The organism is Acinetobacter sp. CAU_H_60 (assembly GCF_058599385.1).
The window spans coordinates 1329871-1344996 of record NZ_CM178653.1 but is presented as its reverse complement, the minus strand read 5'-3'; the positions used below and the strand labels follow the sequence as shown (position 1 = coordinate 1344996).

Annotated in this window: 15 protein-coding genes; 6 read left to right on the top strand and 9 right to left on the bottom strand. The window is 41.9% G+C overall.

Going from position 1 to position 15126, the window contains the following annotated elements:
• Positions 1-131 precede the first annotated feature (131 nt).
• Both AC4MBN_RS06190 and AC4MBN_RS06185 read left to right on the top strand, forming a co-directional pair.
• Positions 132-515: a DUF2237 family protein gene (locus AC4MBN_RS06190; RefSeq protein ID WP_034170328.1), complete on the top strand. Its 384-nt coding sequence runs from the start codon at positions 132-134 to the stop codon at positions 513-515.
• Positions 515-1108, top strand: coding sequence for a Maf family protein (locus tag AC4MBN_RS06185; protein WP_180017681.1), 594 nt, complete (start codon positions 515-517; stop codon positions 1106-1108). The genes AC4MBN_RS06190 and AC4MBN_RS06185 overlap by 1 nt, the downstream gene beginning before the upstream one ends.
• Before the next feature lie 60 nt (positions 1109-1168).
• Here AC4MBN_RS06185 and AC4MBN_RS06180 read toward each other — a convergent pair whose 3' ends face one another.
• Positions 1169-4900, bottom strand: coding sequence for a BapA/Bap/LapF family prefix-like domain-containing protein (locus AC4MBN_RS06180; RefSeq protein ID WP_491880853.1), 3732 nt, complete (start codon positions 4898-4900; stop codon positions 1169-1171).
• A 390-nt stretch (positions 4901-5290) separates the two neighbouring features.
• Between AC4MBN_RS06180 and AC4MBN_RS06175 the strand changes: the two genes are divergently transcribed.
• Positions 5291-6460, top strand: coding sequence for a ribosomal protein uL16 3-hydroxylase (locus tag AC4MBN_RS06175; protein ID WP_491880852.1), 1170 nt, complete (start codon positions 5291-5293; stop codon positions 6458-6460).
• A gap of 81 nt (positions 6461-6541) precedes the next feature.
• Here AC4MBN_RS06175 and AC4MBN_RS06170 read toward each other — a convergent pair whose 3' ends face one another.
• The 5 genes from AC4MBN_RS06170 to AC4MBN_RS06150 all read right to left on the bottom strand — a co-directional run bounded on the left by AC4MBN_RS06170 (position 6542) and on the right by AC4MBN_RS06150 (position 11464).
• The gene (locus AC4MBN_RS06170; RefSeq protein ID WP_491880851.1) at positions 6542-8404 is read right to left on the bottom strand and encodes a sensor histidine kinase; all 1863 of its coding nucleotides are present in this window, start codon (positions 8402-8404) and stop codon (positions 6542-6544) included.
• A 59-nt stretch (positions 8405-8463) separates the two neighbouring features.
• Entirely contained in the window at positions 8464-9147 is a 684-nt protein-coding gene (locus tag AC4MBN_RS06165) for a response regulator (protein WP_180179341.1), read from the bottom strand.
• Positions 9148-9371: 224 nt separating this feature from the next.
• Complete coding sequence (locus AC4MBN_RS06160) at positions 9372-10169, bottom strand: glutathione S-transferase N-terminal domain-containing protein (RefSeq protein WP_419365717.1); 798 nt, start codon at positions 10167-10169, stop codon at positions 9372-9374.
• A gap of 108 nt (positions 10170-10277) precedes the next feature.
• Positions 10278-10787 (bottom strand): ribonuclease E activity regulator RraA, encoded by a 510-nt coding sequence (gene rraA / locus AC4MBN_RS06155; RefSeq protein ID WP_180014160.1) that lies wholly within the window; start codon positions 10785-10787, stop codon positions 10278-10280.
• Between the two features lie 11 nt (positions 10788-10798).
• A complete protein-coding gene (locus AC4MBN_RS06150; protein WP_491880850.1) occupies positions 10799-11464 on the bottom strand; it encodes a Rossmann-fold NAD(P)-binding domain-containing protein in 666 nt (221 codons plus the stop codon).
• 213 nt (positions 11465-11677) lie between these two features.
• Here AC4MBN_RS06150 and rpsT point away from each other — a divergent pair, with 213 nt between their 5' ends.
• Positions 11678-11947 (top strand): 30S ribosomal protein S20, encoded by a 270-nt coding sequence (gene rpsT, locus AC4MBN_RS06145; RefSeq protein ID WP_004786139.1) that lies wholly within the window; start codon positions 11678-11680, stop codon positions 11945-11947.
• A 140-nt stretch (positions 11948-12087) separates the two neighbouring features.
• On the opposite strand, the gene AC4MBN_RS06140 is transcribed toward rpsT, so the two are convergent.
• The 3 genes from AC4MBN_RS06140 to AC4MBN_RS06130 all read right to left on the bottom strand — a co-directional run bounded on the left by AC4MBN_RS06140 (position 12088) and on the right by AC4MBN_RS06130 (position 13993).
• On the bottom strand, positions 12088-12210 hold the full coding sequence (locus tag AC4MBN_RS06140; RefSeq protein ID WP_004786141.1) for a hypothetical protein: 123 nt from the start codon (positions 12208-12210) through the stop codon (positions 12088-12090).
• Between the two features lie 121 nt (positions 12211-12331).
• Positions 12332-13081, bottom strand: a complete 750-nt coding sequence (locus tag AC4MBN_RS06135) for a histidine phosphatase family protein (RefSeq protein ID WP_491880849.1) — start codon at positions 13079-13081, stop codon at positions 12332-12334.
• Between the two features lie 60 nt (positions 13082-13141).
• Positions 13142-13993 (bottom strand): 3'(2'),5'-bisphosphate nucleotidase CysQ family protein, encoded by an 852-nt coding sequence (locus AC4MBN_RS06130; RefSeq protein WP_491880848.1) that lies wholly within the window; start codon positions 13991-13993, stop codon positions 13142-13144.
• Positions 13994-14005: 12 nt separating this feature from the next.
• On the opposite strand from AC4MBN_RS06130, the gene AC4MBN_RS06125 reads away from it, so the two are divergent.
• Both AC4MBN_RS06125 and AC4MBN_RS06120 read left to right on the top strand, forming a co-directional pair.
• Positions 14006-14692: an HAD-IA family hydrolase gene (locus tag AC4MBN_RS06125; RefSeq protein ID WP_491880847.1), complete on the top strand. Its 687-nt coding sequence runs from the start codon at positions 14006-14008 to the stop codon at positions 14690-14692.
• A complete protein-coding gene (locus AC4MBN_RS06120) occupies positions 14685-15125 on the top strand; it encodes an RNA-binding S4 domain-containing protein (RefSeq protein WP_004786147.1) in 441 nt (146 codons plus the stop codon). Before AC4MBN_RS06125 ends, AC4MBN_RS06120 begins: the two co-directional genes overlap by 8 nt.
• Position 15126: the final 1 nt, after the last annotated feature.

Here is a 15126-nt window from a genome sequence, read left to right as displayed (position 1 = left end):
TCTTTATAGATATTAAAAACGAGGCGATTTTAAATGATTATGCAGAAAAAGGTTAGCATCTTTTGCAGAAAACATTATGAATGCCAAAGTTTTGTTATGATAGAAAAAAGCTTCTTCCAGATTCAGTACCTATGTCGATACATCCTGATCCTAATCTTAACCGTCTCAATGTTCTGGGCGAGCCTTTGGCAAGCTGTTGTTTTGATCCCATTACTGGGTATTTCCGTAATGGCTTTTGCCATACCGCACCTACCGATCTGGGACAGCACACTGTCTGTGCACAGATGACCTCTGAATTTCTGAATTTTTCCCAGAAAGTGGGCAATGACCTGATTACACCATTACCAGAACTGGGATTTCCTGGACTGCAACCTGGTGATTTCTGGTGTATCTGCGTGACACGCTGGGTAGAAGCTTATGAAGCTGGACAAGCGCCACCGATCAAGCTGCAAGCCTGTCACAAAGCTGTCCTTGCTTATGTTCCTCTCCATATTTTAGAAGAATACGCTGTCTAATGAATACCGCAAAAATCATCTTGGCTTCTTCAAGCCAGACCCGTAAAGAACTGATGAACCGTCTACGTCTTGATTACGTATCGGTCGTCCCGGACATAGATGAATCACCCCAAGGTGAAAATCATGCGGATGAATTAGCCAAACGCCTGGCTTTTGAAAAATCTCGTCATGTCGCTGAGCAACATCCTGATGCAATTGTGATCGGTTCTGATCAGGTAGCCTGGCGTGAAGGCGCACCAGATATCTTTATGGGTAAGCCTTTAACAATAGAAAAGGCCATTCGCCAGCTGCAGGCCAATTCGGACAAGATTGTGTATTTCAGTACGGCGCTCAGCGTTCAACAGAAATCTACCGGTTTTGAACGTACGCTGGTAGAACATTATAAAGTCAAATTCCGCAAACTGTCTCAAGCGGAAATTGAGCGTTATGTAGAAATCGAACAGCCCTTGCATTGTGCCGGTAGTTTTAAATGCGAAAGTCTTGGGATTAGCCTGTTTGAAACCATGATCGGGCAGGATCAAACTACCCTGATGGGTATGCCGATGATTCAGCTATGCAATATTCTGCGTGAGCTAAAGATTTTAGTTCCTTAATCCTTTAAAGAAGTAATAAAAAAGCAGTCCCAAGACTGCTTTTTTAAATCATGATAATACTTAACCAATAATTAGCTGATTTTCAGACAAAAGCTGCTGCAAAGTGAGTCCTTGCTGATTTTCCAGAATCAGTAAATCTGTGCACTGAAATTCTGATTCTGATCCATCTCGGTCAACACGAATCACTGCATGACCGTCTATATCCTCAACTGTAATATAATCATTGATATTACTTAGGTCAGACAGCAAACCATCAAAGAACTCTTTATCAAACTGGATAACATCAACATCCAGCAAGTTAGAGTCTTGCCCTGAACCTGCTAAATTAAAATCGATCCAGGTATCTACACCATGACCGGCAGTTGCATCCGCTGCATCTAGTACTTCGTAGACCAGAGTATCCACACCTAAGCCTGAAGAAATCAGGTCATTACCCTGATCAGCATAAATGGTGTCATTCCCCGCACCCGCGATAATAATGTCATCACCACTGCCCGCCTTGATAATATCATTACCGCCATGGGTATCATTTTCCTTGATAAAGTCTCTAAAGTGTTTTTTGAGGTAGGTATAGACTTCTTGCTGGGTTAATACCTCACCTACAGGTTTTTGTGATTTCAGGTATTCTTCAATCACAATATAACCAGAACCTTGCGGAGAAATACGTTCATCCCAAGTTAGGTGATCCGTATTGATCGTGTCCGCAAAGATGACATCAGCACCTGCACCTGCATGAATATTGTCATGACCCATCGGATTGAGCTGAGTAACTAGTTGCTCTCCAATAATATAAGCCATCAATTCTTGCGGAGTTTTCAGTACAGCAACCGAGCCTTCACCGATAGCAACTTTCTCCCCTTGTTCATTGGTATTGTCATATAGCTTAAGTGTTTCTTCTTTCGGATGAAGAATACCTGCTGCAAACACTTTTGAGAGTTGATCTAACTTTGCAAAGTTTGCTTTATTATTTTGTACGTTGTCTGTTGGATCACCATCCGTAATAAAATAAGTCTGGTTTTCATAGCCTGAATTTTTGATATTTGCGCTATTAAACCAGTCCGTTGCCTGCTTGAACGCTTCATTATAGTCTGTACCACCTGATGATGGAGTGAAGAATGTCCCTGACGTTGCAACAATTTGATTCTTTATCCAAAGCTCTAAATTAGGCAATAAGCTCGGATCTTTTAAATTCTGAGCAGAAATTTCGATAGATTTTCGATTGCCTGAATAGTTATTCCCCCTAGAATCTGTAGAACTAAAGGTCATGATCTTGAAATTAATCAGACCATCATGCTTGGCTAAAATGGAACTAAAATGTTTGAGCACTTCTTGCACCATTTGTGCATAGGTAATGTATTTTCCATTATATCTAATGGTATCTGCCATACTGCCAGACAGGTCAATTAACATGGCGATATTGTAGTTTTTACCGGCTTCAGTATAAGTTTGTACCCCACCTAAATCACCCACCAGGATATCTTCAGAACTTCCTCCGACAATATCATCATCTCCATCACCACCAACCACAATCTGTGCCGAGGTAATTTCAACAGGAATGGTTCCAATTACAGGATAAGACGGCAGGCTTTCTAATTGAGACTGAATATCTTTAACGATACCAATCACTTCCACCTGCGTATCCATACGCAAATGTCCTGCTGTAACATCCACACTCCATGAATTATCTGCCTCATCAATAACAGCTTCATAGATTTTCCCAGCGACTTTCACTTCAACTTTGACAGGTTCACTACCTGCGGAACCCGAAATACTTCCTTTAATTTTTACTGAAGTCGTAATTTCTGGATCTTTCAGCAAAGCAATAGGCTCAATTGAAACTTCTGCTAACGGTAATACCCAAATGGTTGCCGATGTTAGGGTATCCGCCTGACGCTGAGTTTTGTGATCTACCACTGTAGCGAGTACTATATATTGACCAATATTAAGTGCTTGCGGAACCTGAATACAGAAATGACCAGCTTCATCCACACACGTGGTGAGACTCTGAATATTTCCAGATCCATCACTTATTTTAAGTGTAACTACACTACCGGCTAACGCATTTGAATAGCCACTTAAAATCGGGTATTGCTCAGCGCTTTTTTCCGGCTCTTCAAGGCATACATTTAAGTTATCTACAATGGCTTCTGTATATGAGCAACTAGTACGGTTACTACTAGGTTCAGTCACGCTGACTTGTACGCTATATTGCCCATCTGCCAATGCAACCGGTACCACTACTGCAAAACAACCATTATTTGCTATCGCTTCAAGTGTTTGCACATTTTTATCAGCATCTGTCACTACAACTGTAATTGGGGTGCCATCAGCTAATGAAGTAGTACCACTGATAGCCGGATATTGATCAAAGTCATCCTCTAAGGGATTCAACTTTACACTTACAGCATAAACTTCGGCTGCTGATTTTGTACTGGCAGTACGTACACTTTCAATTTCTGTCACGCTGGCTTCAACACAATACTGGCCATCTGCAAGAATATCTGGCACTTGTGCTTCAAACACACCGTTTTGAGCTGTTGTTATTAAAATTTGTACTGAATCTGCTGAATCCCTGATAACAATAACAATTTCACTTCCATCTTGGGCATTGGTTTGACCAGTAATAACTGGACGCTGTTGATACCCACTTTCTAATGAAAGGCAAATCTCTAAACTTAGATCAATCGGATCAACGGGATCTACAGGATCTACAGGATCGACCGGGTCAACAGGGTCAACAGGGTCAACAGGATCTACTGGATCGATAGGATCTACAGGATCTACAGGATCTACAGGATCAACAGGATCTACAGGATCTACAGGATCTACAGGATCTACAGGATCTACAGGATCTACAGGATCTACAGGATCTACAGGATCAATTGGATCAACCGGGTCAATAGGATCGACCGGGTTAACTGGATCAACCGGATCAACCGGATCTACTGGATCGACCGGATCAACAGGATCTACAGGATCAACAGGATCAACAGGATCTACAGGATCTACAGGATCTACAGGATCTACAGGATCTACAGGATCTACAGGATCTACAGGATCTACAGGATCTACAGGATCTACAGGATCTACAGGATCTACAGGATCTACAGGATCTACAGGATCTACAGGATCTACAGGATCTACAGGATCTACAGGATCTACAGGATCTACAGGATCTACAGGATCTACAGGATCTACAGGATCTACAGGATCTACAGGATCTACAGGATCAACAGGATCAACAGGATCAACAGGATCAACAGGATCAACAGGATCAACAGGATCAACAGGATCAACAGGATCAACAGGATCAACAGGATCAGTCGGAGTCACAGGAACATTTGATTCAAGTTCTGAACCAGGATTAGATGGGCTTCCACCACTAGAGCCACCGCTAGCGGCAGCTGCAATTCCACCTACTAGCGCTGCGCCACCCGCAATCCAGGGTAAAAGCCCCATACTATCGGAAGATGAAGGTAATAATACTTCGATGTCTGGAATCTGCTTGTACTGTTTCGCGACCTGATCAAACCAGTACAATCCTCCATCGTCTTCTTCAAATACAATGTCAGATGTGAGTCCATCTTCATTACTGACATAAAAGTTTTCAATGACCAGTCTTTCGCCATTTGTAAGGACCACAATTAGGGTATTGCCCTCTTGTAATAACTCGACAACATCGAGCTTATTAATTTTGGCTTTTACAATTGAAATAGCATCAAGCTGAACATTAGTTGCCTCTAATTTTGTTTGTTCTCGGCTTAACTTATTAATAATTTGAAGTGTTTGCATTATTTTTCCAATCTATATTTCCCCAATGTTGCAAAATTGTACGATTGTTGTTTTTATGTCAAACACACTATTCTTTTCACCTATTTATTGATGCAGTTCACACTTTTTAATTACATTCTTTTTCACTTTATTAAAAAAATATATTTTTACAGAGACCTTTTGATTAACTCTTTTCAGAAATAAAAACTCAAATCTTGAATTTAATTTTTAAGGGATATATCACACTTCCCCAATTTGTAACAAAAGTTGTAATAATATTTCCCTTAGACAGAGTCTTACGGCTTAGATTTCATCTCTTAAGGTGCAATAAAAATCTATTTCTCATGATCCAGCTTGCACCATAAGCTTACTCAAGAGAAAATACCTGCAAATTTTTATGCAGTCTTAATAATGTCCCTACCTCTAGACGTTTTAGGCGGTATTACCGCTGAACAATTCCTTGCCGAATACTGGCAGAAAAAACCGCTGCTGGTACGTAATGCCATGCCTGAAATCGCAGGCCTGCTAGAGCCTGATGATGTAATGGAGCTGGCACTTGAAGAAAATGTCACTGCACGTCTGATCAAGCAGAAAGATCGTGATCCAAATCAGTGGTCGGTCAAGACATCCCCTTTATTAAAAGCTGACTTCCAGAAGATGCCTAAGCTCTGGACTTTGCTGGTTCAGGCTGTGGATCACTATTCGTTCGACCTGTCTGAACTCTGGAAAAAGTTTGCTTTTATCCCTCAATGGCGTCGTGATGACATCATGGTGTCTTATGCGCCTCAAGGTGGTTCAGTCGGTCAACATTTCGACTTTTATGATGTTTTTCTAGTTCAAGGCTATGGTCATCGCCGCTGGCAACTGGGGCAAATGTGTGATGCCGAGACCGAACTTGTACCGGGGCAGCCATTAAAATTATTGCCAGAAATGGATGTGAATTTTGATGAAGTCCTTGCACCCGGTGATTTGCTGTATGTTCCACCCGGCCTTTCCCACTACGGCGTAGCAGAAGATGACTGTCTGACTTTCTCTTTTGGTTTCCGTATGCCAAATGTCAGTGACATGATGGACCGTGTAGGCGATAAATTTTCGGAAAATGAGGTCTTACGCAATCCATTGACTGACATTATTCGTGATCAAATTAGCGCTGCGGGTGAAGTCACAGGCAATGAACTTGAATATCTGAAAGGCAAAATCATGGAGCAGTTGCATAACTCCAATGTGCTTGAAGACGCCATCATGAGCTTGATGTCAGAACCGAAATATGAAGAGAATATTCCGGAAGCTGAAGAAATTGGTACAGGTGATCTGGAAGAAGCACTTGATCAGGGCTATAGCCTGATGCTTGAACCCGCTTCACGCTTACTCTATACAGAAGAAGATGGTGAAACCTTATTCTGGGCCAATGGTGAGGGAATCTGTATTTCTGAAGCATTTACTTCAAAACTGAAGCAGATTGCTGATGGTGCGCGTGTCTTATTGGATGAAGATTTCGCTGACGAAGATATGCTGGAGGATGTTGCTGAGCTATTGAATGATTCTGTACTGATGCTAGTGCCACGGGCTGAAGAAGAATAAGTTTTTATATCTTGGTCATTTAAATCTATAAAAAAGAGGATCATATGATCCTCTTTTTATGTCTGGATAATTTTGAGATGATTAAGGCTGATAGAGTTCCATCACCACGTGTACGCAGGTATCACCTTTCGCAGACTGAATATCCAGCATTCCACCCATGCGTTCAATGCGCATTTTCATACTGCGCATGCCAATACTCATACCATTTTTCTGCACCATCTCTGGATTAAAGCCGACCCCATTGTCCTGAATTTTTAAAGTCAGTTGATGTGGCTGTGTGTATTCCATACTCACACTCACCTTTGTCGCCTGACTATGCTTGATAATATTGGTCAGGCTTTCTTCTACTACACGAATCAGGGTCAGACATTGCAAAGCCGTAGGTTCACGCTGCCAGACTTTGGGAAAAGACCATTCTACGGTGATATCCATTTCTTCCAGCAATTGAGTAAATCGGTAACGTACTGGTGCAATCCAGATCACTGGCGTTTCAGGCACTTTATTGTCAATAGAAGAACCGCTATCGATGATTTGACGCAGGTCATCCCTAAGCAGCTTCAGCATAGATAAAAACTGTCGATTGGAAATGTTTTCGGTACTTTGATCCACCAGAATCATGGAACGCACAATCGAGCCACCCAGTCCATCATGCAGTTCATGTGACAGATTAATCCGTTCCTGCAAACGCACATTATCCAGTTCCAGCTTATGCTGATCACTCAAGCTTTTATTTAGATCAGCACTGACTTGCCGTACTTTTGATTCTAACTGCGTATTAAATTTTTCGATCTTTTTGATATTACGATTCAGTCGTGTCCCCATAATTAGCACAACAAACAGAATAATAATCGGTGATGTATAAGGTGATAAAGGTGAGAATTCACTAACCGCCGTTTGACCCAGAATGATCAGATCTATAATGACACACAGCAAAATTCCCCACAGACAAAGCATCAGAAACAGATATTCCCCATTGCGGGTTTTAATGGCCCAGTAGCTGACATAGATGACGCAACTAATATAAAGCAGCACATATGAGACAAAAGCGACACTGAGCACCGCTTCTAAATGCTCTAAAGAACTGGCTATGATGAATACACTAAATAAAGCAGTAACCCCGATAAGTCCCCGCTCCAAACGCTGAAATTTCTGCTTCAAGAACCGAATCAAATACAGGCAGAAGAAGTGCATATAAAGGATAAAGAAAATCAGATTGGCTTTACTGGCCCATATACTGGAGGGAAAAGGAAAATTCTCTGTGGTTAATACATTGGAGATAAACAAAATCCACAATAATGAACTCAGCGCCAGCCAGCCAAAAGTGGTTTCAGAACGTCGGAATAGCCAGATAATCAGGCTAATGACTCCAATCGTACCGGATAGAATCATATTGATCTGAAAGAGCGTACGGCGATCCCAGATCTTTTTTGAATAATGCTGGTCGTTGGCCATGACATTATGAAATTCAATCCTGCCAAGTCCTGCACCTTGGAAACTGTAACCCCGTACATAAATCAGTAGTTCATTGTCTGTCTGCTTCAAGCCTGCAATGGGCAAAATCCAGTAACGTGGTACATTCCAGCTTTTAGATAAAGGTTCTTGCAGATTTTGATCCGACCACAGCAGATCATCATTCAGAAAAACAGCTCCAGCAGAGTTCAGATAATCAATCCCAAAAACAATGGGTTCAGCCAGACGTATATTGTCCTGACAAGACCAACCCCAGCGAATTTTATACCAGGCATCCCCATTATATTTCGGCCAGTTATTTTTCCAGTTATCCGGTAATGTCACAGGTTGCCAGCCCGCATCCGGAATTTCGAGATGACTTGGGACTTGAACTTTTTGTTGCTGTTCAATGTTCACCTGACAAAGCTCATTAATCTGAAAATTATTCTGTGCCAGACTGATGCAAGAGAATAGGCTCAGCCAGCTCCCTATCATCAATAGAGCGAAGAGCCTTAGTCCTTGTCTAAACATCTTGCTAACGGATAGCATTCGCACTAAAGAATACCTAAATGCCGGGCGGTGCTCACTGCTTTAGTCCGCTTGCTGACAGAGAGTTTGCGGTAAATATGCTTAATATGACTCTCTACGGTATAGCGTGACACACAGAGTTCATCGGCAATTTCACGATTGCTAAGTCCCTGTGCCACCAATGAAAGAATTTCTTTTTCCCGTTGGGTCAGGCTTTCCTGTTCAGGATCAGGTACGACCTGTTCCAAAGAGGAAGATGGCTCTGAACTGGAAATCTGCTTGAGAATTTCACGCGCAATAAAAGGATCAATGGGTGCGCCGCCCCGCAAAATACTACGAATTGCCAGACTCACTTCTGTATCATCGCGTTCCTTGAGTACATAACCGGTTGCTCCTGCCTTAATTGCTTTTAACAGGCTGTCCTGAGTACTCCAAGCGGATACGACGAGTATCAAAGTTTGTGAACCGAGCTCATGTATTTTTTCAATAATGGAAATGCCATTTCCATCTGGCAGTCCAAGATCAATCAGTGCTAAACAGAACGGTTCTTGTTGCAGAAGATATTCGGCTTCCCTGACATTATTGGCGAACAGCAATACTTCATCGCTATACCCTAGATCCTTCAAAATATTTTTTAAACGGCACTGAATGACATATTCGTCTTCAACAATTAATACAGGTACCGGTAGTACGGCGTCTTGTGCTGTCATAAGCACACCCCTTATCGTTATTCTTATCACCCCATTGAAATTAAAATATAAACAAAAAAAGAAGAAAAATCATGAGTTTTTTTAACTTTATTGTGAGTAGCTCTAAGTATGAATAATTTTGAAAGCAGAGTTCTTGTTCTTGGAAAATTCAAATTTATAAACCATAAAAATGCCATCTATTTTAAGATGGCAATTTTTGTATGTTCCAAATATTAGGTAGCAGTTTATTTTTTACTTTTCTTCTCAGGACCATATTGCTGCTTCAAATACTCCACAATATCTTTAGACTCAAACATTTTTGTATTGGTATTCGGATCAACCAGATAAGGAACTTGGATATTGTTCCCCATTACTTTTAGTATCTGTTCACGTTTACCCCCCGATAAGGGTTCATATTTACCTGGCTTTAAACGCAGTTTTGCTGGTCCATAATCTTGCCAGCGTTCCTTCGCGACGTTATGAAAAATGAATGGTATTTCCAGCTCGCTTAGAACAGCACGTACTACTCGAGTAAACGGACTCGCTTCAAAGCCCCATAATTCTAATAACTGTTTAGGTGCTGGACGATCAATAATCTGTTTGTTGATCCATACACCGCGGGCTCCATTCACGATGGTTCCGGCAAAAGCGGCCACTGGAATTTTAGGATATTGCGCGTATTTACTCGGTATCTTGCCATTTTTGCCATAATGCTTGAACAGGTGATGAATAATATCTTGTGACTCATACATCTGATCACCCGTATTTTCATCTACTAAAAATGGAAAGCGGGTTCTGCCTCCCAACTGTTTTACAATCGGACGATATTTGGTGCCACCCTTAGGACATGGATAAACTTCATAATCCAGATTGAGCAAGGTTAATACCTCACGGACACGACGACAAAATGGTGAACCTTCAAATTCATATAGCTTGATTGGCTTTTCAGGCTGATTTGGAAACGGCGTGCCCACCATACCTCGACCGCCTTGGGTAAATGACGATGCCAGTGCTTGAGCAACCTTGATTTGATGTGGGAGCATTATTGTTATCCTTTTTTTGTTTTAAGAACCGTGAAAGTATGCTATTTGAGTAACTTTCACGGTATTGCTGATTTTTATTACTTTCTGTCAATTTAAACAGATAGCTGATTAATCGACTAGTTTTTCCTGCGAAAGTACAATGCCGTTGTTATCGGCATAGACATACTCGCCCGATTTAAACGTGACTCCACCAAAATAAAGCGGCACATCAACTTCACCAATTCCCTTGCGGTTGCTCTTTTGAGGAATAGAAGCCAAGGCATGTACACCAAGATCAAGTTCAGCAATCGCATCGACGTCACGCACACAGCCGTAAATAATCACACCATTCCAGTGGTTTTTCACCGCAGATTCAGCAATCAGATCACCCATTAATGCACAGCGCATCGAAGCACCACCATCAACGACTAAGACTTTGCCTGTACCATCTGTCGCCAATAACTCTTTAACGCGAGAGTTATCTTCAAAGCATTTTACGGTCACAATCTGGCCGCCAAAGCTTTTACGTGCGCCATAACTTCTAAAGAATTTGCCATCCAGGCATGGAGTGACTACCTGCAGGTCTTTATCCGGATTATCATCAAGCAGGTCACAAGTTACAAATGGTACGCTGGACACGTTTTTTACCCTCATTTCATTTTTTGTATGGCTAAATTATCATAAATTTCAAATTTCACAGTCTGATTCAGTGCTGCATATACCATAGTATGAGCCACCTGCTCTGCTGTCACTGGCTTGTATTTAAAAGAATCGGAGATGAAATGCGAAAACTTATCAAACAGGTTCTGTGCCGCGTCTTCCAGTAAACGCTGATGATCCCGCTCACCAATCAATAAAGACGGACGGAACAAGCTGATACGCTCTAGAGACAAGGTCTGGATATAATCCTCTAATTCACCCTTTACTCGATTATAGAACAGTCTGGATTTTGAATTGGCACCCATCGCACTAATCAACAGATAATGGGCATCTGTTTGCTGCACCAGTTCGGCAAAATGGGCATTGATGGTGTAATCAGTATTATAAAAAGCTTCTTTCGAACCTGCTTTCTTTAGCGTGGTACCCAGACAGCTAAAGGCATGGGTATGGCCACTGACATCCTGATCATTGAGCATTAAGAAATCCTCAACGACCACCTGCTTGACCTTGTACCATTGTTCAAATTCTGGTTGATGTTTACGCACGATGACGCTAATACGCTTACAACTTGGTTCATTTACCAGCTGTTGCACCAAAGTCTTTCCGACCAAGCCTGTAGCGCCAATCACGATAGGATATGTAATGGTTTTAGTCATTTTTTGTACGATCTCCCTGCTTAGATACTAATCTAACGTTTTCTTTAGAATTTTTCTGCAACTAAAATGTTGTCAAAGCATGTCAAGACTTGACTTAAGCCCATAGTTTCCTCAAAATATGGCACTTGTTTACGGGCTGGTGATAGTTCTTCTGATGTGGTTTTCAGTTGAGTTTCAGCCCGCCCAGACCAATCTATTTCAAGGAGTGCACGAGTGGCAAACTCTGCTCAAGCAAAAAAACGTGCTCGTCAAAACGTTAAAGCACGCAAACACAACGCAAGCTTGCGTTCTATGGTTCGTACATATCTTAAACGTACAGTAGCGGCTATTGCTGCTGGCGACTATGCTGTTGCTACTGAAGCTTACAAAAAAGCTGTTCCAGTAATCGACCGTATGGCTGACAAAGGTATCATCCATAAAAATAAAGCAGCTCGTCATAAGAGCCGTTTGAACGCGCAAGTTAAAGCATTAGCTTCTAACTAATCGCAAATCAAAAGAAGCCCTTTTAGGGCTTTTTTTGTGCCTGAAATTTAATATCAAATCAACAATAAAGAATGATGAATACCAGAAAGTTATCTAATCCTAGTTATAGAAATCTTCTATTCAAATAAAAATAGAATAAATTATTCATCCTTATCCATAGAATGAGGTGTTGTGGTCTGATCTTGCTGCGCATTGTCTGTATCACGCTGACAGGCAGTTAATCCTAACATAACGACCAGACTTAAAATCGTGATTATTTTCATGATGACTCCTATGCTTCCAAAATTGGTTTAAATATCAGCATAGTGATATTTCATCGTTACTCTATTTCACTTTCATACGATAAATGTAAAAAAGCTCAACCTAAATGATTGAGCCTTTGAATTATTTATTTACCTTTAATTCGGCATTCTGAAATTGGGAAATATCCAGCTCATGCACTTTGCCACGCCAGATCCATTTTAGTTTAGATTCCTCAAATACATCGCCTTCAAACCAAACAAACAAACCTTCCATCATTTTCGGCCAGTCTTCACGGCTGACTTCCTGATGCCCAGACATGACTGCAATCATCGCTGCCAGAATGGTGTCATGACTGACCGCCAGACTGAGTCCATACGGCGTTTTCGGATGAGTGTTGTAAATTAATTCTAATACATCCACTACGCCATTAATGGGATGTTTCATTCCGGGCAAGGCATTATTGACGAAGCTATTAATAAAGCCCAATGCCCCCTGTTTTTTGAAATATGGCCCTGCTTTTTGAATATCCAGTACAAAGCTGCCTGGCTCAACCAGCAAACCCTGTTCCACGATTTCAATCTTATGGGTATGCGGTGCTTTATCCGTTGCATCAGCCCCTTCGATCATCAATGCTGCGGTATCTACACAGCGCTGAATCGGACTCGATATACAATGCTGGATATGCCGATCTGTCTGATTGACCAGATAAGTGCCCCATTCCTGCGCCAGATCACGTCCTTGCGGCGTCAACTGCAAATCATAACCTGCCAGTCCCTGACCAGCGACATCTTCACGCAGAGAATGCCGCGTAAACAGAGTCACAGGTGTCTTGGTATCAGGCAATAAATCTATTGCACTGAGCATACTTGGTGGAAGCAGTTTTAATGCCACAATCTTGCCAACTGATCTATCAACGGAATCTTCCTCACTATACCATGAACGGCTATGAGCTCAATCATTGTCTTGCATGTCCGCCAGTGCCTGTAAGGCTAGTACTTTCATAGCTTTATTCTTATAGGCGATAAACCCGCCATTCAGTAAGGTCTTGCGCTGATTGTAGATGAATGGCCGACCTTCCAGATCAACCAACCCTCCACCAATCCGCTCAAGCATGCATTGACCGGCACTGGTATCCCATTCCGAGGTTGGATGGAAACGAGGATAAATATCTACTCGGTCTTCAAGGATCATGCAGAATTTATAAGCACTTCCCGCCTTGAACTCGGTGTACGTACTAAGTTTAGCTAGGCTTTGCAGATATTCGACATATTTTGGTTTCTGCTGACTGCTCTGACTCAGACCGACAAAGACATCCTGATGATTTATAGCTGCTTCATAACCAAACCATGCCTGATTCTGAATATCGTATTTAATCGGCATGCCCTGTTCAGGACAGAAATAAATTAGCTGCTGTGCAGGAATCGCCAGAATCGCAAAAGTTGTCAGACTACCTCTGACCAGACTCAGGTTAATCGTGAATTCTGGACGCTGGTGCAGAAACTCTTTGGTGCCATCCAGAGGGTCAAGCAACCAGAAGTCTGTCCAGGCATGACGCTGATCCTGCTGCCCCTCTTCTGACAATAAAGGTAATTCCGAGATTTCCGCCAAAGCTTGGGTTAAATAACTATTCACCCGATAGTCTGCCTGCGTTACAGGAGAATCATCACTTTTCTTGACAATATCAAACGCAGCACCCGAACAATAACGCTGATATTCTTCTCGCAAAATTTCACAGGCATGTGTCAAAATGGGCACAAACTGCAAAATCATCGGATCTTGTGGTGCTATTGTCGCTTTAAACATAGAAAACCTTATATGTCGAATTGCTCAGAAAAACCGCCTATAATTTTTGATATGGACGGAACTTTACTTGATCTTGCTTACGATGACTTCATCTGGAACGAGTTATTACCGGTCCGTTATGCCGAAACACATGGCTGTAGTCTGGAACAAAGCCGCGAAACGCTTTATGCATTCTATCAGCAACATAATCATACCCTAAACTGGTACTCTTCTCGCTTCTGGACGGCTAAAGTCGAAGTCGACGTTCTGGCCATGCAAATCGAGCATAAAGATAGGGTTAGCTTACGCCCTTATTGCCTGGAATTACTCGATTATCTTAAAAATAATGGCTATCCGATCTGGCTTGCAACCAATGCCGACTGTGCCGGCCTGGCCTTTAAACTGGATCATCTGAATCTCAAAGATTATTTCGATGTCATTGTCAGCTCGGAAAGCATTGGACATGCCAAAGAATTTGTAGAATTCTGGCAAGGTCTGAATGCTTTGTACCCCTTTGATCCTGAGCAGGTCTATTTTATTGATGATACCGAAAAAGTCCTGAATGGCGCCAAGGCTTATGGCATCCAGAACCTGTTCTGCATCCAGCAACCATCTTCCAGTAAAGTTGCGCGCCAGACTTGCAATTACCCGATGCTGCACCAATTAACAGATTTAATCACTCATTTAAATCAGTCTGAGGTAAACAAGCAATATGCGTAAATCGTCTTTACCCGAAGATGCGGTAGGCATGCGTATAGATAAATGGCTGTGGGCGGCACGTTTTTTTAAAACCCGTTCCATTGCCAAGAATGCTATTGAGGGCGGTAAAGTCCATCATAATGGTGAGCGTGTAAAAGTATCTCGCGAAGTCCGTGTGGGTATGGAGTTGACGATTCAGCAAGGTATCGACAAAAAAACCGTGGTTGTAAAAGAACTTTCTGATGTTCGTGGTCCTGCACCAGTGGCACAGAAACTGTATGAAGAAACTGAAGTCAGTATCGCTCGCCGGGAATTGATTGCATCGCAAAGAAAGTTGCATAATCTAGCGCGTCCCGATCATCGACCAAGCAAAAAAGATCGTCGAGACATCAGTCGATTCAAGAATGAAAATAGTCAGAACTTTGATCAACATTGGTCATATAATGATGATTAAA